The sequence below is a fragment of the Amycolatopsis keratiniphila genome, assembly GCF_000400635.2.
Classification (GTDB): Bacteria; Actinomycetota; Actinomycetes; order Mycobacteriales; family Pseudonocardiaceae; genus Amycolatopsis; species Amycolatopsis keratiniphila.
The window spans coordinates 7,018,353-7,040,237 of record NC_021252.1 but is presented as its reverse complement, the minus strand read 5'-3'; the positions used below and the strand labels follow the sequence as shown (position 1 = coordinate 7,040,237).

22 protein-coding genes are annotated in these 21,885 nt (G+C 69.3%); 13 read left to right on the top strand and 9 right to left on the bottom strand.

Going from position 1 to position 21,885, the window contains the following annotated elements; translation table 11 throughout:
* Positions 1-206: 206 nt before the first annotated feature.
* From gatC to AORI_RS72245, 6 genes are all read left to right on the top strand, one after another.
* Entirely contained in the window at positions 207-506 is a 300-nt protein-coding gene (gatC, locus tag AORI_RS72270; RefSeq protein ID WP_005162012.1) for an Asp-tRNA(Asn)/Glu-tRNA(Gln) amidotransferase subunit GatC, read from the top strand.
* Entirely contained in the window at positions 503-2,020 is a 1,518-nt protein-coding gene (gene gatA / locus AORI_RS72265) for an Asp-tRNA(Asn)/Glu-tRNA(Gln) amidotransferase subunit GatA (RefSeq protein WP_016336549.1), read from the top strand. The genes gatC and gatA overlap by 4 nt, the downstream gene beginning before the upstream one ends.
* A complete protein-coding gene (gene gatB / locus AORI_RS72260; protein ID WP_016336548.1) occupies positions 2,017-3,522 on the top strand; it encodes an Asp-tRNA(Asn)/Glu-tRNA(Gln) amidotransferase subunit GatB in 1,506 nt (501 codons plus the stop codon). Before gatA ends, gatB begins: the two co-directional genes overlap by 4 nt.
* A complete protein-coding gene (locus AORI_RS72255) occupies positions 3,515-4,024 on the top strand; it encodes a hypothetical protein (RefSeq protein ID WP_016336547.1) in 510 nt (169 codons plus the stop codon). The genes gatB and AORI_RS72255 overlap by 8 nt, the downstream gene beginning before the upstream one ends.
* A 66-nt stretch (positions 4,025-4,090) precedes the next feature.
* Positions 4,091-4,786: a cupin domain-containing protein gene (locus tag AORI_RS72250; RefSeq protein WP_016336546.1), complete on the top strand. Its 696-nt coding sequence runs from the start codon at positions 4,091-4,093 to the stop codon at positions 4,784-4,786.
* Between the two features lie 26 nt (positions 4,787-4,812).
* Positions 4,813-6,210 (top strand): alpha/beta hydrolase family protein, encoded by a 1,398-nt coding sequence (locus AORI_RS72245; protein WP_043848324.1) that lies wholly within the window; start codon positions 4,813-4,815, stop codon positions 6,208-6,210.
* A 7-nt stretch (positions 6,211-6,217) separates the two neighbouring features.
* Here the strand turns inward: AORI_RS72245 and AORI_RS72240 are convergent, their stop codons facing one another.
* Entirely contained in the window at positions 6,218-7,441 is a 1,224-nt protein-coding gene (locus AORI_RS72240; RefSeq protein WP_016336544.1) for a PQQ-dependent sugar dehydrogenase, read from the bottom strand.
* Between the two features lie 62 nt (positions 7,442-7,503).
* Here AORI_RS72240 and AORI_RS72235 point away from each other — a divergent pair, with 62 nt between their 5' ends.
* From AORI_RS72235 to AORI_RS72225, 3 genes are all read left to right on the top strand, one after another.
* On the top strand, positions 7,504-8,409 hold the full coding sequence (locus tag AORI_RS72235; protein ID WP_043849113.1) for a 2-hydroxyacid dehydrogenase: 906 nt from the start codon (positions 7,504-7,506) through the stop codon (positions 8,407-8,409).
* A 32-nt stretch (positions 8,410-8,441) separates the two neighbouring features.
* A complete protein-coding gene (locus AORI_RS72230) occupies positions 8,442-9,266 on the top strand; it encodes a DUF72 domain-containing protein (protein WP_043849112.1) in 825 nt (274 codons plus the stop codon).
* 159 nt (positions 9,267-9,425) lie between these two features.
* The gene (locus tag AORI_RS72225) at positions 9,426-9,968 is read left to right on the top strand and encodes a DoxX family protein (protein WP_016336541.1); all 543 of its coding nucleotides are present in this window, start codon (positions 9,426-9,428) and stop codon (positions 9,966-9,968) included.
* A 110-nt stretch (positions 9,969-10,078) separates the two neighbouring features.
* Here the strand turns inward: AORI_RS72225 and ilvD are convergent, their stop codons facing one another.
* Entirely contained in the window at positions 10,079-11,923 is a 1,845-nt protein-coding gene (gene ilvD, locus AORI_RS72220) for a dihydroxy-acid dehydratase (RefSeq protein WP_016336540.1), read from the bottom strand.
* A 63-nt stretch (positions 11,924-11,986) separates the two neighbouring features.
* Positions 11,987-12,445 (bottom strand): PH domain-containing protein, encoded by a 459-nt coding sequence (locus AORI_RS72215; protein ID WP_016336539.1) that lies wholly within the window; start codon positions 12,443-12,445, stop codon positions 11,987-11,989.
* A gap of 404 nt (positions 12,446-12,849) precedes the next feature.
* Between AORI_RS72215 and AORI_RS72210 the strand changes: the two genes are divergently transcribed.
* From AORI_RS72210 to AORI_RS72195, 4 genes are all read left to right on the top strand, one after another.
* Positions 12,850-14,640 carry an acetolactate synthase large subunit gene (locus AORI_RS72210; protein ID WP_016336538.1) on the top strand — a complete coding sequence of 597 codons (1,791 nt, stop codon included), beginning with the start codon at positions 12,850-12,852 and terminating at the stop codon, positions 14,638-14,640.
* Positions 14,637-15,143, top strand: coding sequence for an acetolactate synthase small subunit (ilvN, locus tag AORI_RS72205; protein ID WP_005162051.1), 507 nt, complete (start codon positions 14,637-14,639; stop codon positions 15,141-15,143). Before AORI_RS72210 ends, ilvN begins: the two co-directional genes overlap by 4 nt.
* 34 nt (positions 15,144-15,177) lie before the next feature.
* Entirely contained in the window at positions 15,178-16,191 is a 1,014-nt protein-coding gene (gene ilvC, locus AORI_RS72200) for a ketol-acid reductoisomerase (protein ID WP_016336537.1), read from the top strand.
* Positions 16,192-16,277: 86 nt separating this feature from the next.
* Positions 16,278-16,541, top strand: a complete 264-nt coding sequence (locus tag AORI_RS72195) for a DUF397 domain-containing protein (protein WP_043849111.1) — start codon at positions 16,278-16,280, stop codon at positions 16,539-16,541.
* 5 nt (positions 16,542-16,546) lie between these two features.
* Here the strand turns inward: AORI_RS72195 and AORI_RS72190 are convergent, their stop codons facing one another.
* From AORI_RS72190 to AORI_RS72165, 6 genes are all read right to left on the bottom strand, one after another.
* Positions 16,547-16,879 (bottom strand): hypothetical protein, encoded by a 333-nt coding sequence (locus tag AORI_RS72190; protein ID WP_016336535.1) that lies wholly within the window; start codon positions 16,877-16,879, stop codon positions 16,547-16,549.
* Positions 16,880-17,000: 121 nt separating this feature from the next.
* On the bottom strand, positions 17,001-17,882 hold the full coding sequence (locus AORI_RS72185) for a nuclear transport factor 2 family protein (RefSeq protein ID WP_016336534.1): 882 nt from the start codon (positions 17,880-17,882) through the stop codon (positions 17,001-17,003).
* Between the two features lie 79 nt (positions 17,883-17,961).
* Complete coding sequence (locus tag AORI_RS72180) at positions 17,962-18,903, bottom strand: NADP-dependent oxidoreductase (RefSeq protein WP_016336533.1); 942 nt, start codon at positions 18,901-18,903, stop codon at positions 17,962-17,964.
* 242 nt (positions 18,904-19,145) lie between these two features.
* Positions 19,146-20,102, bottom strand: a complete 957-nt coding sequence (locus AORI_RS72175; RefSeq protein WP_016336532.1) for an ankyrin repeat domain-containing protein — start codon at positions 20,100-20,102, stop codon at positions 19,146-19,148.
* Positions 20,086-20,922: a TIGR03620 family F420-dependent LLM class oxidoreductase gene (locus AORI_RS72170; RefSeq protein ID WP_016336531.1), complete on the bottom strand. Its 837-nt coding sequence runs from the start codon at positions 20,920-20,922 to the stop codon at positions 20,086-20,088. The genes AORI_RS72175 and AORI_RS72170 overlap by 17 nt, the downstream gene beginning before the upstream one ends.
* A complete protein-coding gene (locus AORI_RS72165) occupies positions 20,919-21,827 on the bottom strand; it encodes a TIGR03620 family F420-dependent LLM class oxidoreductase (protein WP_016336530.1) in 909 nt (302 codons plus the stop codon). The genes AORI_RS72170 and AORI_RS72165 overlap by 4 nt, the downstream gene beginning before the upstream one ends.
* Positions 21,828-21,885: the final 58 nt, after the last annotated feature.

Sequence of the window (21,885 nt, the reverse complement as noted above, 5' to 3'; positions counted from 1 at the left end):
GGAACGCGCTACGCCGGGCGCCGATTGTGACAGACCGGACGAGGTAATGGGGACCGACGTCCGGGGCGCGGGATAACGAACCAGGCACTCCTTACCCGACATGGGAGCGCAGGCCGCGGCATAACCCAGTCGAGTTCGCCGACGCCGCCACCATAGACTTGCAGCTTCCGACAGAACCCGCACAGCACACCCCGGGAGTCACCCGCGTGCCCAACATTTCCCGCGACGAGGTCGCACACCTCGCCAAGCTGGCCAGGCTTGCCGTCACCGAAGAGGAGCTGGACGTCTTCGCAGGCCAGCTCGACCAGATCCTGGACTCGGTGGCCAAGGTGAGCGAGGTCGCAGGCGAGGATGTCCCGCCCACGTCGCACGCCGTGCCGCTGACCAACGTGTTCCGTGAGGACACGGTCCGACCGGGGCTGACCCAGCAGCAGGCGCTGGCCGGTGCGCCGGCCAGCGAAGAGGGTCGTTTCCGGGTGCCGCGGATTCTGGGAGAAGAACAGTGACCGAACTCATCAAGCTCACCGCCGCCGAGCTGGCGGAGAAGATCCAGTCCCGTGAGGTCTCGGCCGTCGAGGTCACGCAGGCCCACCTGGACCGGATCGCCGAGGTCGACGACCACATCCACGCGTTCCTGCACGTCGACACCGAGGGCGCGCTCGAAGCCGCCCGCGCGGTGGACGCCGACGTCGCCGAGGGCAACGCCCCGAAGTCCGCGCTCGCCGGGGTCCCGCTGGCGCTCAAGGACGTGCTGACCACCAAGGGCATCCCGACCACGGTCGGTTCGAAGACCCTGGAGAACTGGCTGCCGCCGTACGACGCCACCGTGACGCGCAAGCTGCGCGAGGCCGGTGTCGTAGTGCTCGGCAAGACCAACATGGACGAGTTCGCGATGGGTTCCTCCACCGAGAACTCCGCGTTCGGCCCGACCCACAACCCGTGGGACCACGCCCGCATCCCGGGTGGTTCCGGCGGTGGCTCCTCGGCGTCCATCGCGGCGTTCGAGGCCGCGATCGCGATCGGCACCGACACCGGCGGCTCGATCCGTCAGCCCGGCGCGGTCACCGGCACCGTCGGCGTGAAGCCGACGTACGGCGGTGTCTCCCGCTACGGTCTCGTCGCCTTCTCCTCCTCGCTGGACCAGGCCGGTCCCTGCGCGCGGACGGTGCTCGACGCCGCCCTGCTGCACGAGGTCATCGCCGGGTACGACCCGATGGACTCGACGTCGATCGACGCGCCGGTCCCGCCGGTGGTCGCCGCGGCCCGCCAGGGCCTGACCGGTGACCTCAAGGGCGTCCGCGTCGGCGTGGTGAAGGAATTCGCCGGCGACGGCTACCAGCCGGGTGTGCTGCGGTCGTTCGAGGCCGCCGTCGAGCAGTTGCGCGCGCTCGGCGCCGAGGTCGTCGAGGTCTCGTGCCCGAACTTCACCTACGCGCTGCCCGCGTACTACCTGATCGCGCCGAGCGAGTGCTCGTCGAACCTCGCCCGGTTCGACGCCATGCGCTACGGCCTGCGCGTGTCCGACGACGGCGCGCACAGCGCCGAAGAGGTCATGTCGCTGACCCGCGAGAAGGGTTTCGGCCCCGAGGTCAAGCGCCGCATCATGCTCGGCACGTACGCGCTTTCGTCGGGCTACTACGACGCGTACTACGGCTCGGCGCAGAAGGTCCGCACGCTCATCACGCGCGATTTCGAAGCCGCGTACGAAAAGGTGGACGTGCTGGTCTCGCCGACCACGCCGACCACGGCGTTCAAGATCGGCGAGCGCGTCGACGACCCGATGGCGATGTACCTGGCGGACCTCTGCACCATCCCGTCGAACCTCGCCGGCAACGCCGCGATGAGTGTCCCGAGTGGACTGTCGCATGAGGACGGCCTGCCGGTCGGCCTGCAGATCATGGCCCCGGCGATGGCCGACGACCGGCTGTACCGCGTCGGCGCCGCCTACGAGGTCGCGCGCGACGCCGCCAACGGCGGCTCGCTGGTGCACGAGGTTCCGGAGCTGGGAGGAAAGAAGTGACCGCCGTGGTTGAGTTGATGGACTACGCCGACGTCATCGAGCGGTTCGACCCGGTGCTGGGCCTCGAGGTGCACGTCGAGCTGAACACGAACACCAAGATGTTCTGCGGCTGTGCCAACGAGTTCGGCGGCGAGCCCAACACCAAGGTGTGCCCGACCTGTCTCGGCCTGCCCGGTTCGCTGCCGGTCGTGAACGGCAAGGCGGTCGAGGGCGCGATCCGCATCGGCCTCGCGCTCAACTGCGAGATCGCGCAGTGGTGCCGGTTCGCCCGGAAGAACTACTTCTACCCGGACATGCCGAAGAACTTCCAGACCTCGCAGTACGACGAGCCGATCGCCTTCAACGGCTACCTCGACGTGACGCTGGACGACGGCGAGGTCGTGCGGGTCGAGATCGAGCGCGCGCACATGGAGGAGGACACCGGCAAGTCGCTGCACGTCGGCGGTGCCACCGGGCGGATCCACGGCGCGGAGCACTCGCTGCTCGACTACAACCGCGCCGGCGTGCCGCTGATCGAGATCGTCACCAAGCCGATCGAGCACACCGGCGGCCGCGCCCCCGAGGTCGCCCGCGCGTACGTGAGCGCCCTGCGGGATCTGCTGCGCGCGCTGGACGTCTCCGACGTCCGCATGGACCAGGGGTCCCTGCGCTGCGACGCGAACGTTTCGCTGATGGCCAAGGACGCGACCGAATTCGGCACGCGCACCGAGACCAAGAACGTCAACTCGCTGCGCAGTGTCGAGCGCGCCGTGCGCTACGAGATGACCCGCCAGGCGGCGATCCTCGCCGAGGGCGGCTCCATCAAGCAGGAGACGCGGCACTTCCAGGAGGCCGACGGCACCACGTCGTCGGGCCGCACCAAGGAGACCGCCGAGGACTACCGGTACTTCCCGGAGCCCGACCTGGTCCCGATCGCGCCGTCGCGTGAATGGGTCGAGGAGCTGCGCAAGACGCTGCCGGAGATGCCGTCGGAGCGCCGCAAGCGCATCCAGCGGGAGTGGAACCTGACCGACGAGGCGCTGCGCGACCTGCTCAACGTCGGCGCGGTCGACCTGGTCGCCGCGACCGTCGAGGCGGGCGCGACGCCGGACGAGGCCCGCAGCTGGTGGGTCAACACGCTGGCGCAGGAGGCCAACTCCCGCGAGATCGAGCTGGCCGAGCTGGCGATCACCCCGGCGCAGCTGGCCGAGGTCATCGCGCTGGTCAACGCCGGTGAGCTGACCAACAAGCTGGCCAAGGAGGTCGTGCAGGGCGTTCTCGCCGGCGAGGGTTCGCCGTCCGAGGTCGTCGAGAAGCGCGGCCTGAAGGTCGTCTCCGACGATTCCGCGCTCATCGCGGCGGTCGACGAGGCGCTGGCCGCGCAGCCCGACGTCGCCGAGAAGATCCGCGGCGGCAAGGTGGCCGCGGCCGGGGCGATCGTCGGCGCGGTCATGAAGGCCACCAAGGGCCAGGCCGACGCCAAACGCGTGCGCGAACTGATCGTCGAGCGAGTCGGTGCCTGATCTCGCTTTGAAGAAGGTCACCTGGCGTGAGTGGCTCGGCCTCGCGGCCGGGCTGCTCGCGCTGGTGGCCTTGTTCCTTCCGTGGACGACGCTGACCGCCTCGCGCCCGGAAATCGAAGACGTGCTGAAGACGTTGCCCGCCACCGACGTCACGCGTGACGCGTGGCGTTCGGGCTTCCTCGCCTGGGCACCGCTCTTCTTGCTGTTCCTTCCCGGCCTTGCGGTCGTGCTGTTCGGCCGCGTCGACGCCGTCCGCCGGGCGGGCCTGCCGCATCTGTGGCTGATGGCGGCCATCGGTGCGCTGCTGCTGATGGTGCTCGGCTGGACCACCCTCGACTGGCAGTTCGACGCCGACCAGCGCGGGATTCTTTCCGCCGCCGGCATCGAGATCGGGACCGGCCTCGGCCGCTACCTCGGCCTGGTGGCCGCCGTGGTTTCCGTCGTCGTGGCGTTCCTCGACGTCCGGCGCCTGCGTGCCGAGACCCGCACCCGTCGCCCCTGAATTCCCCCTCCCGCGTTTAGTCCTCTGAACGCGGTTTGAGAAAGCGCTTTCTTAGAGGAGATCATCGTGTTCCCGCTTCCTGGCGGTATCGGGCTTTCCCATCTGTGTGCCTACGAATGGGAAGCCGCAGACGGGGTGTGCGGCGGCAGTCCGCATCTGCATCTCGCCTGTACCGAGGCCTACGTCGTCACCGGCGGACGCGGCGCGGTGCAGACGCTCGACGTCGACGGCTACCGGGAGACCGAACTCGAACCCGGTGTCGTCGCCTGGTTCGCGCCCGGCACGGTCCATCGGATGGTGCAACGAGACGACCTGCGGATCACCGTGCTCATGCAGAACAGCGGGCTGCCCGAAGCGGGCGACGCGGTCTTCACCTTCCCGCCTCCGGTCCTCGCCGACGCGGACGCGTACGCGGAGGCCGCCGCGATGCCCGCGGACGACGACGCGGCCCGCCGTCGCCGTGATCTCGCGGTCGAGGGCTATCTGCCGATCCGCGACGCGCTCGTCGCGGGGGATCCCGGGCCGCTGCGGGACTTTCATCGCGCGGCCGTCGCGCTGGTCGCGCCCAAGGTCGAGGCCTGGCTCCCGCGCTGGCGCGCCGGTGCGCTGGCCGCCGCCGAGCTGACCGGCGAGCACTTGAGGGCACTCGCGAACGGCGACGCGAGCCACTTGGAGCACTCCGGTGTTCGGGTCGCCGGTCCGTTCGAAGAAGACGGCTACGGGATGTGCGGGAGGCGGACGGAGTACCGGATTGACATGTGACCATTTGGTCACCTATTTTGTCCTGCATGACCACTTCACGCAGGACACTCGTCACCGTGCTCGTCGCGGTCCTTCTCGGTGCGCTGTTCCCCGCCGCGCCGGCGGTCGCCGAAGAGCGCGGGCGCACCTACGAAGGCACCATCGACGGAGCCGACTACCTGGTCAAAGTGCCGAAACGCTGGAACGGCACGCTGGTGCTCTACAGCCACGGGCTCTATGTGGACCCGTGGGTGCCGAAGCAGATCATGCTGTCCACCAGACCCGAGACCGAGGCTTGGCTGCTCGATCAGGGTTACGCGCTGGCCGCGTCGAACTACAAGGGCACCTTCGGGCACGCGATCGAAGAAGCCTTGACCGATCAGATCGCGCTACTGGACTGGTTCGAGGCCAACGTGGGCGAACCGCGGCGGACCATCACGAGCGGAATGTCGATGGGCGCCGTGATCTCCTTGAAGCTGGCCGAGAACAACCCGGGCCGGTTCGACGGTGTCCTGGCGCAGTGCGGCGAGTACGACGCGCACGGCACGTGGAACAGCGCGCTGGACATGCTCTTCGCGCTCAAGACTCTGCTGGCGCCGGACGCGGACATCGACCTGGTCCGGCCGCGTGATCCGCAGGCCGCGCAAGCGGCACTCGAAGCCGTCGTGGCCGAAGCGCAGAAGACCGACGCGGGCCGGGCGCGGATCGCGCTGGCCGGTGCGCTGGGCACCGTCCCGGGCTGGGCGCTCGCACACGAGCCGGAGCCGACGGCGTCCGCCGACCGTCTCGCCCAGCAGGCGATGTGGGTCACCGGCGCCTACCTGTACGGCTACGGACCGGGCGCGCGTCCCGAAATCGAGCGCCGGGCAGGCGGGAACCCGTCGTCCAACGTCGGGATCGACTATCGGCGTCAGCTCGCCCGGTCCACCGGTCTCGACCTGGTCCGGCAGGCCTACCGGACGGGCGGCGTGGAGCTGGAAGCCGACCTCGACCGGCTCGCCGCGGCCCCGCGGATTTCGGCGGATCCGAAGGCCGAGGCCTACATGCGGCACTACACCGTGGCGCGCGGCACCACGCCGTCGCCCGTGCTGACCACGCACACCACCGGTGACGGCGGCGCCGTCGCGGGGCAGGCCCGGTGGTACGGCGACCAGGTCCGGCGCAACGGCGACCCCGCGCTGCTGCGGCAGACCTACGTGAACCGGGGCGGTCACTGCTCGTTCAACGCGGCCGAGGAGATCGTCCTGCTGCGCACCCTGCTGTCCCGCGTGGACACCGGCCGCTGGCCGTCCACCGAACCGCACCGGCTCACCGCCGCCGCGAACGCGCTGGGCGACGGCTACCGCCTCGTGCCGGAGCTTTTCGACCCGGACGGCAAAGAAAAGCCGATGCCGCCGTCGTTCACGCGGTTCGCGCCGGCGCCTCACCCGCGGCCGTCGAGGTAAGGACCGCTCAGTCCTTGCCGCCCCCGCCGGAGCTGGCCGACGGCGTGATGATGACGACGCGGTCGTCGCTCGAAACCGGCGAACCGCCGTCCTTGTTGATCGTCCCGGCGACCGCGATCTGCGGGTTGATCATGCTCATCGCGGACATCCGGCCGAAGGTCTTCGGCGGCTTGCCGACCTTGCCGTCCATGGCGACGCTGGGCTTGCCGGTCACCGCTCCGTCCGGGGTGACCGGCAGGTTCTGCAGGTTGCCCGCGATGGACGTGGTGATGGAGAGGTATCCGGTGGTACCGACGAAATCGGCGCAGCCCGCCACACCGGGTTTGTCGGTCCAGCTCCAGGCCGGGGTGGTCAGCGGCTGGCCGCCGCGAAGCCGGTACAGGACGTCCTTGTCGGCCAGCCGGTCGGTGAGCCATATGCGGGAACCGGCCTGGTCGCGGCAGATCCCGCCGGGGGAGTGCACGCCGGTCGCGAAGACCGCCGAACCCGCGGTGGGATTGCCCGCCGCCGGTTTGCCGGAGGTGTCGATGCGCAGCACTTTCCCGGCCAGCGACGCCGGATCGGCCGCGAGCCCGGGGTTGCCCGCGTCGCCGGTGGCGACCAGGAGCGCGCCCTTGGCGTCGGTGCCGATCGCGCCGCGGTTGCCGGTGGCCCCCTTGGGAATCCCGGTCAGCACCGGTTTCGGCGCCTGGCCCTTCGCCAGGCGGACGACCCGGTTGTCGGTCGGCGTGGTGATGTAGGCGAAGACGAGCTGGTCTTCGGTGAAACCAGGGGAGAGGGCGAGCGAGGTGAGCCCGCCGTCGCCGGAGCCGTCCACGGGAACGGTCGCCCAGGCGGCCGGGTCCTTCTCCGCGGCGGCGAGCAGGATCCGGCCGCTCTTGCGTTCCCCGGCGAGCGCGCTGGGGGCGCTGCCGTCACCGGGGATCGCGGCGACGGCGGCGACGGTGTCCAGGCAGGTCGCGATGACGGCCTTGTCGAAGTCCTTGCAGCCCTGCGGCGGCGGGACCGGCGTCGGCGCCTGGTTCGGCCCGTTTCCCCGGCCGGGGCCTGCTTCGCCCGCTTCACCGCCCGGCCCGACCTGCGGCGGGACCTCGGGAGACGGCGGGTTGACCGGGGTGAACTTCTGCCCGGCGGCCGTGTTGTCGAATTCGGCGCAACCGGAGAGCATCAGCGCGCCGCAGGCCAGCATGGCCAGCGGCGCGGTCCATTTCCGCCGGTACCGGGTACGCACGGGCCCAGCCTAGGTGGGCGTACGTGAGCCACGGGTAAGCGGTGCTCGATACCGTGGCGATCATGACTGTGACCGTTCTCGTGCCCGACGAAGAGGGAGTGGCCGCGCTTTCGGAGATCGAGGGCGTGCGTCCGGTGGTGTACCGCCGCGGGGAGCCGGTGCCCACGGAAGCCGCCGAGGCCGAGGTCCTCGTGACCGGTGAGGGGCCCAGCGAGGAACTCTGGCGCGAACTGCCGAACGTCAAACTCGTGCAGCTGCTGGCGGCGGGCGCCGAGGAATGGGTGGGCAAGGTACCGGACGGCGTGCTGCTTTCGACCTGCCGCGGCGCGCACGGCGGAAGCTCGGCCGAGTGGGTCGTCGCGGTCCTCTTGACGATCTACCGGGACCTCGATGGTTTCGCCGACGGCCACCGGCGCAAGCACTGGGAACGGCGGATCACCGACACCTTGCAGGGCAAGCGGGCCCTGATCATCGGCGCGGGCGACCTCGGCAGGCATCTGCGCCGGCGGCTGGAGACGTTCGACGTGCGCTGCACGATGGTGGGCGCGACGGCCCGCGAGGGCGTCCACGGCAACGACGAACTCCCCGGCCTGCTGCCCGAACACGACATCACCGTCCTGATGGTGCCGCTCACACCGCATACGCGGGGCATGGTCGACGCGGAGTTCCTGGCCGCGATGCCGGACGACGCGATCCTCGTCAACGTGTCACGGGGCCCGGTCGTGGACACCGGCGCGCTGGTCGCGGAACTCGCGTCGGGACGGCTGCGGGCCGCCCTCGACGTCACCGATCCGGAGCCGCTGCCCGAGGGGCATCCGCTGTGGGACGTGCCGGGACTGCTGCTGACACCGCACGTCGCGGGCGCGGTGAGCGGGCGGCGGCAGCGTGCCTACGCGGTGGTGGTGCGGGAGCTGAGCCACTATCTGGGCGGGGAGCTGCCGAAGAACCTGGTCCACGGCGAATACTGAGCATCGTGGCGAATCTTCATGTCGGCTGCGCGATGTGGACGCACAAGGCGTGGGCGGGCCGGTTCCTGCCGCGGTCGCTGCCCGCGGGGGAGCGCCTGCGGGCGTACGCCGGCTGGTGCAACGCGGTCGAGGGCAACACGACCTTCTACGCGACCCCGGCCAGGGAAACCGTCGAGACGTGGGCGCGGCAGACCGGACCCGGCTTCCGGTTCGTGGTCAAGCTGCCCAAGGTCGTCACGCACGAGAAACGGCTCGCCGGGGTCGAGACCGAGATGCGGGCGTTCCTGGACGCGATCGAACCCCTCGGCGAGCGGGCGGTCCTGTGGACCCAGCTGCCGGCCTCGTTCGGCCCGCCGGACGTCGACGCCCTCGGCCGCTTCCTGCGCCGTCTCCCCGCCGGCCTCCGGCGCGCCGTGGAGGTGCGTCATCCCGCGTTTTACAGCGACACCCGCGCGACGGCGCTGCTGGACTCGGCACTGACCGACGCGGGTGCCGAGTGGGTGCCGTTCGACACCGAGGTCTTCTTCGCGAGCCCGCCGATCAGCGAAGCCGAACAGGACGCCTGGGCGAAGAAACCGCGGCTGCCGCGGCGGACGCGGGCCCTGACCGATCGGCCGATCGTCCGCTATCTGGGCCGTGACGCGACCGAGGTGACCGTCGAGGGATGGCGGCCGTGGGCCGAGGTGGTCGCCGGATGGCTGCGGGAGGGCCGTTCGCCGACGGTCTTCGTGCACACCCCCGACAACGACAACGCCCCGGCGCTCGCCCGCCGCTTCCACGACGACGTGCGCGCCCTCGTGCCCGGTCTCGACCCGCTGCCGGAACCCGAACCGGTCGAGCCCGCGACCTTGTTCTGAGCCGGCACGGACGACACGCGTGACTGGACGGACGACACGCGTGTCGTCCGTTCAATCACGCGAGATGTCCGTTTCGACACGGCGAGGTCCGGCGGTTCGGTCGCCTGACGGGCCGGTTTCCCCTACCCTTCGCGCGTGAGCGATGACTATCAGACCAGCATGATCTCGGACGTGGCCGACGCCGACAGCGGCCCCGGCCCGGCGGAGACCAGGGGCGGGATCGATCTCGGTCTGCTCGTCCTGCGAGTGGTGCTCGGCGTGACGATGGGCGCGCACGGGCTCCAGCACCTCTTCGGTGCCTTCGGCGGCCCGGGTGTCGGCGGCTTCGCCAGGGCACTCGGCGAGCTCGGCTACACCAGCCAGACCACGCTCCTCTCGTGGATCACGGGGATCAGCGAGGTGGTCGGCGGCGCGCTCGTGCTGGTGGGCCTGTTCACCCCGATCGGCGCCGCCGCGCTGCTCGGGGTCTGCGCGAACATCGTCTACGTGAAGTTCGGCGGCGGGTTCTTCCAGAAGCAGGGGCAGGGCTTCGAGTTCGAGCTCCTGCTGGCCGCGGCTTCTCTGACCGTCCTGCTCGCGGGCTCCGGGCGGATCGCGCTGGACGTCAACACCCCGTGGCGGAAGCGGCCGCTCTCGTTCGGGCTGATCGGGTTGCTGCTGGCCGCGGCCGCCTCGGTCGTGGTGCTCGTCCTCTGCCGCTGACCGCCCGCATTTCGTCCTCTAAGTGCGGTTTCGCGAGTGTCATGAAAGGGTCGTTCAGGACAAAAGATGTCCTGAACGACCCTTTCATGACATTTGGGGGACGGTGACCCCTACTTGTTCGGGTCGCGGACGGCGCCGGTGTCGGCCGAAGTCGCCATCCGCGCGTAGGCCCGCAGCGCGGCGGTGATCTTCCGGTCCCGCGAGACCGGCTGCCACGGCCGCTCGCTCGCCTCCATCTTCGCGCGCCGCTCGGCGAGCACGTCCTCGTCGACGAGCAGTTCCAGCCGCCGCTCGTGGACGTCGAGCAGGATCCGGTCGCCGTTCTGGACCAGGCCGATCGCCCCGCCCGCGGCGGCCTCGGGCGAGATGTGGCCGACCGAGATGCCCGACGAGCCGCCGGAGAACCGGCCGTCGGTGATCAGCGCGCACTTCTTGCCCAGCCCCGAGCCCTTGAGGAACGCCGTCGGGTGCAGCATCTCCTGCATCCCCGGGCCGCCCGCCGGGCCTTCGTAGCGGATCACCAGCACCTCACCGGGCTGGATCTCCTTCTTGAGGATGGCCGAAACCGCCTCCTCCTGGCTTTCCAGCACCCGGGCCGGGCCCTCGAAATGCCACAGCTCCTCGTCGATGCCCGCCGACTTGATGACGGCGCCGTTCTCGGCGAGGTTGCCGCGCAGGATCGCGAGCCCGCCGTCCTTGGTGTACGCGTGTTCGACGTCGTGGATGCAGCCGCCGACGGCGTCGGTGTCCAAAGAGGACCAACGGTTCTCGGTGGAGAACGCCTCGGTGGTGCGGACCCCGCCCGGAGCGGCGTGGAACAGCTCGATCGCCCGCTCCGACGGCTTCTTCGCCCGGATGTCCCAAGTGGACAGCCACGACTCCAGATCCGGTGAGTGCACGGAGTGGACGTCGGTGTTCAGCAGCCCGCCTCGGTACAGTTCGCCGAGGATGGCCGGGATTCCGCCGGCGCGGTGGACGTCCTCCATGTGGTAGTCCGAGTTCGGCGCGACCTTCGACAGGCACGGCACGCGGCGGCCGATGGCGTCGATGTCGTCGATGGTGAAGTCGACCTCGCCCTCCTGCGCGGCGGCGAGGATGTGCAGCACCGTGTTGGTCGAACCGCCCATCGCCATGTCGAGGGCCATCGCGTTCTCGAACGCCTTCTTCGACGCGATCGAGCGCGGGAGCACGGACTCGTCGTCCTGCTCGTACCAGCGCTTGCAGAGCTCGACCACCGTGCGCCCGGCGTCCTCGAAGAGCGCCCTGCGGGCGGCGTGCGTGGCGAGGGTGGAGCCGTTGCCCGGCAGGGAGAGACCGAGCGCCTCGGTGAGGCAGTTCATCGAGTTCGCGGTGAACATGCCCGAGCACGAACCACAGGTCGGGCAGGCCGAGCGCTCCACAATGGACAGCCCGTCCTCGTCGACCTCGCTGCTGGCCGAAGCCGCGATCGCGGTGATGAGGTCGGTCGGCGCCTGCGCGACCCCGCCGACGACCACGGCCTTCCCGGCCTCCATCGGCCCACCCGAGACGAACACCACCGGGATGTTCAGCCGCATGGCGGCGTTCAGCATGCCCGGGGTGATCTTGTCGCAGTTGGAGATGCAGACCAGCGCGTCGGCCTGGTGCGCGTTCACCATGTATTCGACGGAGTCCGCGATGATCTCGCGCGAGGGCAGCGAGTAGAGCATTCCGCTGTGCCCCATGGCGATCCCGTCGTCGACGGCGATCGTGTGGAACTCGCGGGCGACCCCGCCCGCCTCCTTCACCGCGTCCGCCACGATCTCGCCGAGGTCCTTGAGGTGCACGTGCCCCGGCACGAACTGGGTGTAGGAGTTCGCGATGGCGACGATCGGCTTGCCGAAGTCGCTGTCGGTCATTCCGGTGGCGCGCCAGAGCGAGCGCGCGCCCGCCGCGTTGCGGCCGTGGGTGGTGGTCCGGGAACGGAGTTGAGGCACGGCTGACTCCAAGGTTCGGGATGGGGACCAGGGCGAACGAGCGCCAAACTGGTCCTACCAATCCTACTCCCCGGAATCGTCGCGCTTTTCCGGAGCCTCGGTAACGTCGTCGGTCAGCCCGGACGGATCGGCCATCCGGCCCGCGCTGACCAGCGAGATCACCGGAAGATGGCGGGTGCGCACGGCGGGGAGGGCGACCTTGGTCTCGTCCTTCAGCACCGCCTGCACCTTCGCCTTGTCAGTGATGGCGAGGCCTTTGAGCGAGGTCCACGGCAGGTCCTTCCGCCCGAACATCGTCCGTACCTCCAGGCCCTTGGCCGTCGCCGTCGTACGGGTCCGGATGACGAACACCGCCAGCGCGATCGGGAAGAGGTAGAGCCACTGGAGATACGGCACGTCGCCGAACGCGACAGGCGTCACACAAACGACGAGGAAAGCGATCGCCAGCAATGCCGTGTTCGGGATTTTGAAGACGGCCTTGCGGTCCTCGTTCGCCTGTTCCCGCTGCTTTTCTTCTGCCACGTCAAAGATGGTGCACCGCCGCCTTCGAGGCCCCGAACGCGGGTCGCACCACGCGCCGAAGGTGTCCAACATGCGGAATCGCCGTCCCGCAGAGTTGACACTCTTGACGGCGACCGGCTAGCTTCACTCTCGTGACAACGCAGACCGGCCTCGTACTTCCCAAGCGCGTCGACGCTTAGGGAAGTCTCCGCTGCGTCGACGCGCGACCCTCGTGCGACCACTCCGGTCGGCGGGGGTTTTTTGTTGCCTGGAACAATTTCACTGCCGAACCAGCCAATGAATACCCGAACGAGTGACTAGACAAGACGAGGCAAACAGCGATGACTAGTGCCACCTCGCGAGCTGATGCGAACTCCGGTACCTCCGGTGCCCGACCCAAGCCGGCGCCGCCCGCCGGGACCCCGGTGCGGGTCACGGGCGCGCAGTCGCTCGTCCGCTCGCTCGAGGCGGTGGGCGCGGAGGTCGTGTTCGGTATTCCCGGCGGCACCATTCTCCCGGCGTACGACCCGCTGCTCGACTCGACGAAGGTCCGCCACGTCCTGGTCCGTCACGAACAGGGCGCCGGCCACGCCGCCACCGGGTACGCGCAGGCGACCGGCAAGGTCGGCGTGTGCATGGCCACCTCCGGTCCCGGCGCGACCAACCTGGTCACCCCGCTGGCCGACGCGAACATGGACTCGGTGCCGGTCGTCGCCATCACCGGTCAGCAGTCCCGCGCGCTGATCGGCACGGACGCCTTCCAGGAAGCCGACATCTGCGGCATCACGATGCCGATCACCAAGCACAACTTCCTGGTCACCGACCCGGCGGACATCCCGCGCACCATCGCGGAGGCGTTCCACCTCGCCTCGACCGGCCGCCCCGGCCCGGTCCTGGTGGACATCCCCAAGGACGTCCTGCAGGAGATGACCTCCTTCTCCTGGCCGACGGAGCTGCGGCTGCCGGGGTACCGGCCCACGCTGCGCCCGCACGGCAAGCAGGTCCGCGAGGCCGCGCGGCTGATCAGCAAGTCGCGGCGCCCGGTGCTCTACGTCGGCGGTGGCGTGGTCAAGGCCGACGCCTCGCGCCAGCTGATGGAGCTGGCCGAGCTGACCGGCATCCCCGTCGTCACCACGCTGATGGCGCGCGGCGCGTTCCCCGATTCCCACCCGCAGCACCTCGGCATGCCGGGGATGCACGGTTCGGTCGCCGCGGTCGCCGCGATGCAGCGGGCGGATCTGCTGATCGCCCTCGGCGCCCGCTTCGACGACCGCGTCACCGGGCAGCTGTCCTCGTTCGCGCCCGACGCCGCCGTCGTCCACGCCGACATCGACCCGGCCGAGATCTCCAAGAACCGCAAGGCGGACGTGCCGATCGTCGGCGACTGCGCGGAGATCATCACCGAGCTGATCGAGGCCGTCCGCGCCGAGACCGACAAGTCCGCGAAGCCGGACCTGAAGGACTGGTGGACGCAGGCGAGCGCTTGGCGCGACGACTACCCGGCCGGTTACGAATGGCCCGAGGACGGGACGCTTTCGCCGCAGTACGTCATCGAGCGCATCGGTTCGCTCGTCGGCCCGGACGCGGTCTACACCGCGGGCGTCGGCCAGCACCAGATGTGGGCCGCGCAGTTCGTGAAGTACGAGAACCCGCGCACCTGGATCAACTCGGGCGGCCTCGGCACGATGGGCTTCGCCGTCCCCGCCGCGATGGGCGCCAAGTTCGGCGTGCCGGACAAGCAGGTCTGGGCCATCGACGGCGACGGCTGTTTCCAGATGACCAACCAGGAACTGGCCACCTGCGCCATCGAAGGCGCGCCGATCAAGGTCGCCGTCATCAACAACGGCAACCTGGGCATGGTCCGCCAGTGGCAGAACCTCTTCTACTCCGAGCGGTACTCCAACACCGATCTCGGTACCCACAAGCACCGCATCCCCGACTTCACCCTCCTCGCGGAGGCGCTCGGCTGCGCCGGGCTCCGCTGCGAGACCAAGGAGGACGTCGACGCCACCATCCGGCGTGCCATGGAGATCAACGACCGCCCCGTCGTGATCGATTTCGTGGTGGGGAAGGATGCCCAGGTGTGGCCCATGGTGGCCGCGGGCACCGGTAACGACGAAATCATGGCCGTGCGCGGGATCCGCCCGCTCTTCGACGACGACGAGGTCGCCGCCGAGGCGGAGCTGAACGCCGCGACAGAAGGAGACGCCCGATGAGCGTGCACACCCTGAGCGTTCTGGTCGAGAACAAGCCCGGTGTCCTCGCGCGGGTTTCCGGACTGTTCTCCCGGCGTGGTTTCAACATCGAATCCCTCGCCGTCGGACCCACGGAGAATCCCGAGGTGTCCCGGATGACGATCGTGGTCGCCGTTGAGGAGCTACCGCTCGAACAGGTGACCAAACAGCTCAACAAGCTGGTCAACGTCATCAAGATCGTGGAATTGGAAAAGTCCACAGCCGTGCAGCGTGAACTGCTGCTCGTGAAGGTCCGGGCCGACAACACCGTGCGCAGCCAGGTCCTCGAAACAGTGCAGTTGTTCCGCGCGAAGGTGGTGGACGTGTCGCCCGAGGCGCTCACCGTCGAAGCCACCGGGACCTCGGACAAGATCGGTGCCCTGCTCCGGATGCTGGAGCCCTATGGCATCCGTGAACTGGTCCAGTCCGGAATGGTCGCGGTCGGCCGGGGCTCCCGCTCGATCACCGCCACCTCCGCTCGATAACTTTTGTAAGTCAGGAAAGGAAGTAGTACCCCTCATGGCAGTGGAAATCTTTTACGACGACGACGCGGACCTTTCGATCATCCAGGGTCGCAAGGTCGCCGTGATCGGCTACGGCAGCCAGGGCCACGCGCACTCGCTGAGCCTGCGCGACTCCGGCGTCGACGTCCGCATCGGCCTGCCCGAGGGCTCGAAGTCGCGGGCCAAGGCCGAGGAGCAGGGTCTCCGCGTGCTCACCCCGGCCGAGGCCAGCGCCGAAGCCGACCTGATCATGATCCTCGCGCCGGACACGAAGCAGCGCTTCATCTACGAGCAGGACATCGCGCCGAACCTCAAGGACGGCGACGCGCTGTTCTTCGGTCACGGCTTCAACATCCGCTACGACCTGATCAAGCCGCCGTCGAACGTGGACGTCGCCATGGTCGCCCCGAAGGGCCCGGGCCACCTGGTCCGCCGCCAGTTCGTCGACGGCAAGGGCGTCCCGGCGCTCATCGCGGTCGAGCAGGACGCCTCCGGCAACGCGCAGGCGCTCGCGCTGTCCTACGCGGCCGCCATCGGTGGCGCCCGCGCCGGTGTCATCAAGACGACCTTCACCGAGGAGACCGAGACCGACCTCTTCGGCGAGCAGGCCGTGCTCTGCGGTGGCGCCTCCGCGCTGGTGCAGACCGGTTTCGAGGTGCTCACCGAGGCCGGCTACGCCCCGGAGATCGCCTACTTCGAGGTGCTGCACGAGCTGAAGCTGATCGTCGACCTCATGTACGAGGGCGGCATCGCGCGCCAGCGCTACTCGATCTCCGACACCGCCGAGTACGGCGACCTGACCCGCGGCCCGCGTGTCATCTCGCCGGCGGTCAAGGAGGAGATGAAGAAGATCCTCGGTGAGATCCAGGACGGCACCTTCGCCCGCGAATGGGTCGCCGAGGACGAGGCCGGGCGGCCGAACTTCACCAAGCTCGAGGAGCAGGGCAACCAGCACCCGATCGAGGAGACCGGCAAGAAGCTGCGCGACCTGATGTCGTGGGTGGACCGGCCGATCACCGAAACCGCCTAGTCGTGGGCCGAAGGGGCCCTTCACCGCATGCGATGCGGTGAAGGGCCCCTTCGTTTTGCGTACCGGAAAGCGATAGCGTGGACACCATGAGTGAGCAGCCGGTGGACGACAAGGCCCATATCCGGCCGGACCTGGACTTGAGCGACGCGGTGTGGATCCGGGCGGAACCGGAGGGTGCGAACCTCGAAGACCGGGCCGAGTACGCGCTGGTGCCGCACACCGACGGCGTCACCTACACCGCGATGCGGCAAGCCTCGGACCCGGACGGCCACATCCTCGTGTTCACGCCGACGGAATGGGACGCCTTCGTGAAGGGCGTCCGGGACGGCGAATTCGACCTGCCCACCTAGGCCGGTCAGTCCGGGTAGTCCACGCTCATTCCCCGCAGGTTCGTGGTGTCCGCGGGACAGTTCACCTTCGATTCCTCGTTCCTGTTCGCCCACGGGCCGAAGTACCACTGGTAGGTGGGCCGGGTGTAAGTGCGGCACTCTGCCGCGGCTCGATGCGCGCGTTGAGTGCATTTCGACGAAACCGCCCAGGAACCTGTGCTCCGCCACACCCTGCAGTCGGGTGGGATCGCTTCGGTCGACGCGGATACGGCCGGCGCCGGCGCCACCAGCAGGCCGGCGGCGATCGCCATCACGGCCGCGGCCGGCTTGCCCGCGCGTACTTTCGATCGGATTCTCATCGAGTCCTCCCTCGAGGTGGCGAGCTCGGTGGATCCGAACCCGCCACCGGTCCACGCGCTCGCCGCCGGGGTCGTTGCCGCCCGGCGGGCATGGTCACCCGGATGGAGCCGCCCGGCCCGCCTAGACCTGCGCGATCAGTTCGTCGAGCCGCCCGGTCGCGGCCGCGATGGCGAGATGATCGGCGTAGTCGCGCGATTCGACGATCAGCCCGTCGCGCACGCGCAGCACGAAGATGTTGGAAACGCGGAATTCGGCGCTGCCGCCCGCCGTTCCCTGATAGTCGAATTCGCCGATCACGACCTCGGGGTCGAGGGTCTCGTGGATCACCAGATCGCGGACCTGGAACCGGACCTCGCCCTGTTCGCCGAACTTGAAGTGCTCACGCAGGTCTTCCCTCGATTTCAGGATCTCCGCCCCGGGCAGGAACGGGTGCGTTACATGGGTTTCCTCTGCGTAGAGGTCCGGTAGCCCGGCCCAATCGCCATCCGCGACTCCGTGGACGAGCCGCCCGAAAACGCCGCGCGGGCTCGTCGGAGCCGCCGTCGACATGGGGCGCGGCGGCACCGGCGTGAGCTCGCGCTCCGCGGTTTCGAAGCCCTCTTTCAGTTTCTCCAGGCCATTTTGCGCCGCGATGAGCGGCAGGTAGTCGTGGTAGTCGCGTGAGTGGACGATGAGCCCGTCGCGCACGCGGAGGACCTGGATGTTGGCGATGTCGAAAGACTTCCCGGTGTCCAGTGCCTCGCCGACGTTGCGGTACTCGGCGACGATCACCTCCGGGTCGGTTGTCCTGTGAATCAGGACATCCGCCCTGTCCATGCGCACGTTCATCCCGCCACTGAAGGCCTTGCGGAGGGCTTCGCGACCCTCGTACCTGGACGGAACCGGTGGTCGCTGCGGGTTTTCGACGACGGCGTCTTCCGCGTAGAGCTCGAAAATCTCGTCCCACCGCCGGGCGGTGATGCGTTCGGAAAGCGCGTCGAAGACGTCGCGGGGTGTGGTCATGAGGTCTCCCAGTCGGACATAAACGGAGTCTGTAGTCCGCCTTTGACGATACGGACTACAGACTCCACTTGTCCACCGGTCACTCCGCGACGGAGAGCACGACCTTCCCCGTGGTCTTACCCGCGGCGACGAGTTCCTGCGCTTTCGCGGCTTCTTCCAGCGGGAACACCGTGTCGATGGCCGGCTTGAGCCGTCCGCTGTCGACGAGTTCTGTCAGTGCGAGCAGCCCGGTGCGGTCCGGCTCGGCGAGGGTGAACCCGGCGGTGACCCCGGCGGCCTCGGCCAGCTCCGGCATCCGCTCGTCGTTCGTGCGGGTGAGCTGGACGAGCCTGCCGCCGCGGCGCAGCGTCTTGAGCGACCGGGGCCCGTACTCCAGGCCGATCGTGTCGAGGACGATGTCGACGTCGCGGACCTCCTCGGCGAAATCCGTCGTGCGGTAGTCGATGAGCTCGTCCGCGCCGAGCCCGCGGAGGAACTCGTGTTTGGCCGCGCTGGCCGTCCCGATCACGTACGCGCCGCGTGCCTTGGCGATCTGGACCGCGAGATGCCCGACCCCGCCCGCCGCCGCGTGGATCAGGACCCGTTGCCCGGGCTGGATGTTCGCCGTTTCGACGAGACTTTGCCAGACGGTCAGCCCCGCGAGCGGGACCGCGGCCGCGTGCACGTGGTCCAAAGTGGACGGTTTGCGTGCGAAGTGGCGGCTCGGCGCGGCGACGTATTCGGAGTACGCGCCCGCCTGGAACGGGAACGACGGCATGCCGAAGACCTCGTCGCCGGGGGAGAACAGGGACGCGCCCGCGCCGACCTCCTCGACCACGCCGGACACGTCCCAGCCGAGGATGAACGGCGGATCGCCCATCGGGCCGATGCCGCCGGTCTCGCGGGTCTTCCAGTCGACCGGGTTGACGCCGGCGGCGTGCACCCGGACCAGGATCTGGGTCGGGCCGGGGACGGGTTTTTCGACGTCGACGAGTTCGAGGACTTCGGGGCCGCCCAGGCGGTTTTGGCTGATCGCTCGCATGGGTCCATTGTTCGGCGTGCGTCGTACTTTCGGCGAGGGGGCGGCGGGCCAGGGTGCGTCAGGATCGGGACACGCTCGCGCGGATGTCATGAAAGGGCCGTTCCTGACGTTTTTCGTCCTGAACGGCCCTTTCATGACATCCGGGGGACCGGTGGCCGTGCCATGAACGGTCCGTTCCTTGCAAAATTTGCAAGGAACGGACCGTTCATGGCATTCGTAACGTCGGTGACAGCCACAAGGGTTCAGGCGCCCCGAAGCACCGCCAAGATCTCCGTCTGCTCGAAGTGCTCGGCCCACCCCAAAGCCGACGATTGATACAGCGAATCCTCCAGCGAAGGATCCGCCCCCGCCTCGAGCAACGCCCGCACGGCGTCCACATGCCCGCCCTGCACGGCCAGATGCAGCGCCGTGACGCCTTCGCCGTGCGAGAGCCCGCCGAACGTCCCCCGGTGGTCGACCGAAGCGCCCAGCTCCGCCAAAGTCCTGATCGCCGAAGCCTTGCCCTGGGCAGCGGCCCACGTCAGCGCCGTGCCCCGGTAGACGTCGGCGTCCACGTGGGCGCCCCGCTCCACCAGGGTGCGCACGGCGGAGGACCGGTCGTTCCGCGCCGCCCACGAAAGCGCCTCGTCGACGATCTCGGCCGGGTCGTCGCTCGGCCGCCATTCCGGGAAACCGCTGTGCGGCCGGTGGAATTCGCGATGCGCGCCCGCCTCGGGGGCGAGTGTGCCGTCCGGGGCGAGCAACTCGTCGAGCAGATCGGCCCGGCCGAGCCCAGCCGCCACCCGGAGGTTGCCGGGGGAGAGGCTGCGCGAAGCCAGCAGCTCCGCGGCCTCCCGATGGCCCCAGAACAACGCGACCACCAGCGGTGTGCCGCCGTCGCCCCGGGCCGGGACGTCGACCGGGGCTCCCGCTTCGAGCAGCATCGTGACCAGCAGCGGCAGCCCGGCGTACCCGGCCTGGTGCAGCGCCGTCCAGCCGTGCACGTTGGCGGAGGCCGGATCGGCGCCGTGGTCGAGCAGGATCCGGCACAGCCGCTCGTCGCAGGTCGCGGCGGCCATGCCGAGCAGGTCGTTCCCGTTCTTCCCGTGCGCGTGGACGAGGGTGGGCAGGTCACCGATCAGGCGCGCGAGCCCGGCCAGGTCTCGCGCGTCGATCAGTTCCCGTGCGTTCTCGAAGGCGAGTTCAGCCGGTGACGTCACGCTCCCGCACGCTACCCCCGACCCCCGACAGAACCCGCCATTCGGCCAGCGGGATCCGCTCGTCCCCGGTCAGGACCTGGAGGCAGACGTGGTCGGCCCCGGCGTCCAAATGTGCCCGCACCCGAGCGTTGATCTCGTCTTCGCCGACCGCGACCAGCGCGTCCACCAGCTTGTCGGAGCCGTAGTCCTTCTCGGTGAACCCGAACCGCCGCAGATTCGCCTGATGGTGGGCGGCCAGGTCCAGGTACATCGACACGTGCCGCCGCGCGATCTCCCGGTCCGATCCCAGTACGACGGCCTGCTCGACGGCGAGGTAGGCCGAAGGCCCGATGGCTTCCCGCGCCAGCGCGGTGTGCTCGACGGGGACGAAGTACGTATGCGCCCCATCGGTGCGTTCCGCGGCCAGGGAGAGCATCTTCGGTCCCAGTGCCGCCAGCACGCGACGACGTGGTGAGTCCGGTGTGGACAGTTCGGTCCGGTCCATCTCGTCGAGATAGCCGCGCATCCCCTCCAGCGGTTTCGCGCCCGGAAGGTGCCCGCCGAGTCCGAGGACGAATCGGCCGGGATAGGCCTCGGAGAGGGTTCGCTCGGCGGCGGCCGCCGCGACGGGTGCCCGGTGCGAAAACCGCGCGATCCCGGTGGCGACGGTCAGCCGGGATGTCGCCGCGAGCAGCAGACCTGCCTGCGTGAACGCCTCCCGGCCCAGGTACTCCCCGAACCACAGCGTGTCGAACCCGAGCTCCTCGACTTCCGCGGCCGCCTCGCGGACTTCGCCGATTTCCTTGCCGTCGAACGCGAACGTCCAGATTCCGACGCTCATCGGGTCACCGCCGTCAATGCCGGGGCGAGCCGTTCCAGCTGGTCCACGATGGACGTGAGATCGTCCCCGACGGGATTGACGAGCACGGTGTCCGCTCCGGCGTCGACGAGTTCCTTGAGCCGCCCGGCGATCCGCTCTTCGTCGCCCCACGCGGTCAGCCCGTCCACGAGCCGGTCGCTGACGTCGTCGATGTCCGCGTCGGTGTAGCCGAGCCGCTTCCAGCCGTTGAAATAGTGCGGGATGCCGTACTGCTTCATCAGCCCGATGTCCCTCGCCACGCTCTTCCGCGCCTGTTCGCGGTCGCCGAGCAGAACCGAATGGGTGGGGATGAGCAGCTTGTCCGGGCCGAGTATTTCGCGCGAGTAGGGCGTGTGCTCGAAGGGCTGGGCGAACGGATGCGCCCCGTCCGTGAGATCCCGCGCGAGTTCGAGCATCTTCGGCCCGACGGCGGCCAAGACCCGAGGGAAGGGGGCAGGGGAAGGGAATTCCTCCGCCGCCGCGGCCATGGCCGTGAGGTAGTCGCGGGTCTGTTCGAGCGGACGGTAGTCCGAGCCCGCCTTCGCCGCCTGGTACGAGTGGCCGATCCCGACGCCGAGCACGAAGCGGCCGGGGAACGCCTGCGCGAGGGTCCGCCCGCCGCTGTGGGCGGTGTACGCGGGCCGCGACCAGATGTTCGCGATCCCGGTGCCGACCACCACCCGTTCGGTGGCCGCGAGCGTGATGGCGCTGTAGGCGAACAGCTCCCGGTTGCCGGGCCCCTCGCCACCCCAAACGGTGCGGTAACCCAGCTCCTCCAGGCGTCGGATCGCCCGCCGTTCCTCGTCCGGTGTCGGCGTGAACATGCCGACCGGCAGCCAGACACCCACCGCTCCCAGCCGGTCCCGGGTTTCTTCGATCAAGGTCATTTCCGTCTCCCCAGCTAACATGAGGCTGCCTCCGCTTACGTCGCCGACTATACGGAGG

Excerpts from the sequence above, each read along its gene's own strand:
- AORI_RS72225 (WP_016336541.1), top strand. The coding sequence starts at position 9,426 with ATGATCTCGGACGTGGCCGACGCCGACAGCGGCCCCGGCCCGGCGGAG.
- AORI_RS72235 (WP_043849113.1), top strand. The coding sequence starts at position 7,504 with ATGACTGTGACCGTTCTCGTGCCCGACGAAGAGGGAGTGGCCGCGCTT.
- AORI_RS72170 (WP_016336531.1), bottom strand. The coding sequence starts at position 20,922 with ATGAGCGTCGGAATCTGGACGTTCGCGTTCGACGGCAAGGAAATCGGC.
- AORI_RS72245 (WP_043848324.1), top strand. The coding sequence starts at position 4,813 with ATGACCACTTCACGCAGGACACTCGTCACCGTGCTCGTCGCGGTCCTT.
- AORI_RS72180 (WP_016336533.1), bottom strand. The coding sequence starts at position 18,903 with ATGCGAGCGATCAGCCAAAACCGCCTGGGCGGCCCCGAAGTCCTCGAA.
- ilvN (WP_005162051.1), top strand. The coding sequence starts at position 14,637 with ATGAGCGTGCACACCCTGAGCGTTCTGGTCGAGAACAAGCCCGGTGTC.
- ilvC (WP_016336537.1), top strand. The coding sequence starts at position 15,178 with ATGGCAGTGGAAATCTTTTACGACGACGACGCGGACCTTTCGATCATC.
- AORI_RS72190 (WP_016336535.1), bottom strand. The coding sequence starts at position 16,879 with ATGAGAATCCGATCGAAAGTACGCGCGGGCAAGCCGGCCGCGGCCGTG.
- AORI_RS72185 (WP_016336534.1), bottom strand. The coding sequence starts at position 17,882 with ATGACCACACCCCGCGACGTCTTCGACGCGCTTTCCGAACGCATCACC.
- AORI_RS72195 (WP_043849111.1), top strand. The coding sequence starts at position 16,278 with ATGAGTGAGCAGCCGGTGGACGACAAGGCCCATATCCGGCCGGACCTG.
- AORI_RS72165 (WP_016336530.1), bottom strand. The coding sequence starts at position 21,827 with ATGACCTTGATCGAAGAAACCCGGGACCGGCTGGGAGCGGTGGGTGTC.
- AORI_RS72230 (WP_043849112.1), top strand. The coding sequence starts at position 8,442 with ATGTGGACGCACAAGGCGTGGGCGGGCCGGTTCCTGCCGCGGTCGCTG.